This is a genomic window from Cellulomonas sp. A375-1, assembly GCF_001040865.1.
Taxonomy (GTDB): Bacteria; Actinomycetota; Actinomycetes; order Actinomycetales; family Cellulomonadaceae; genus Cellulomonas; species Cellulomonas gelida.
Genome location: NZ_LFKW01000077.1, coordinates 1 through 381, shown reverse-complemented (window position 1 = coordinate 381; position 381 = coordinate 1). Strand labels below are relative to the sequence as shown.

Sequence of the window (381 nt, the reverse complement as noted above, 5' to 3'; positions counted from 1 at the left end):
CCGGCGCGCTCGAGGAGCTGGGCGAGCAGCGAGAAGGTGCTCGGCGGGTAGCCGCGCGTCGCGGGCGGCTCGCCGACCGACAGCCCGATCTCGCGCTGCGCCATCGCGACGCGCGTCAGGGAGTCCATCATCAGGACCGCGTGGCGGCCCTCGTCGCGCAGGTGCTCGGCGATGCGCGTCGCGACGAACGCGGAGCGCATGCGCACCATGGGCGGCTCGTCGGACGTCGCGACGACGACGACGGACCGCGCGAGTCCCTCTGCGCCCAGGTCGTCCTCGAGGAACTCGCGCACCTCACGGCCGCGCTCGCCGACGAGCGCGATCACGGAGACCTCGGCCTCGGTGCCGCGCGCGATCATCGACAGCAGGCTCGACTTGCCG

1 pseudogene is annotated in these 381 nt (G+C 74.0%); it reads right to left on the bottom strand.

The window, feature by feature from the left end:
* A pseudogene (locus CWIS_RS08585) lies at window positions 1-381 on the bottom strand (EscN/YscN/HrcN family type III secretion system ATPase); the annotation flags it as partial.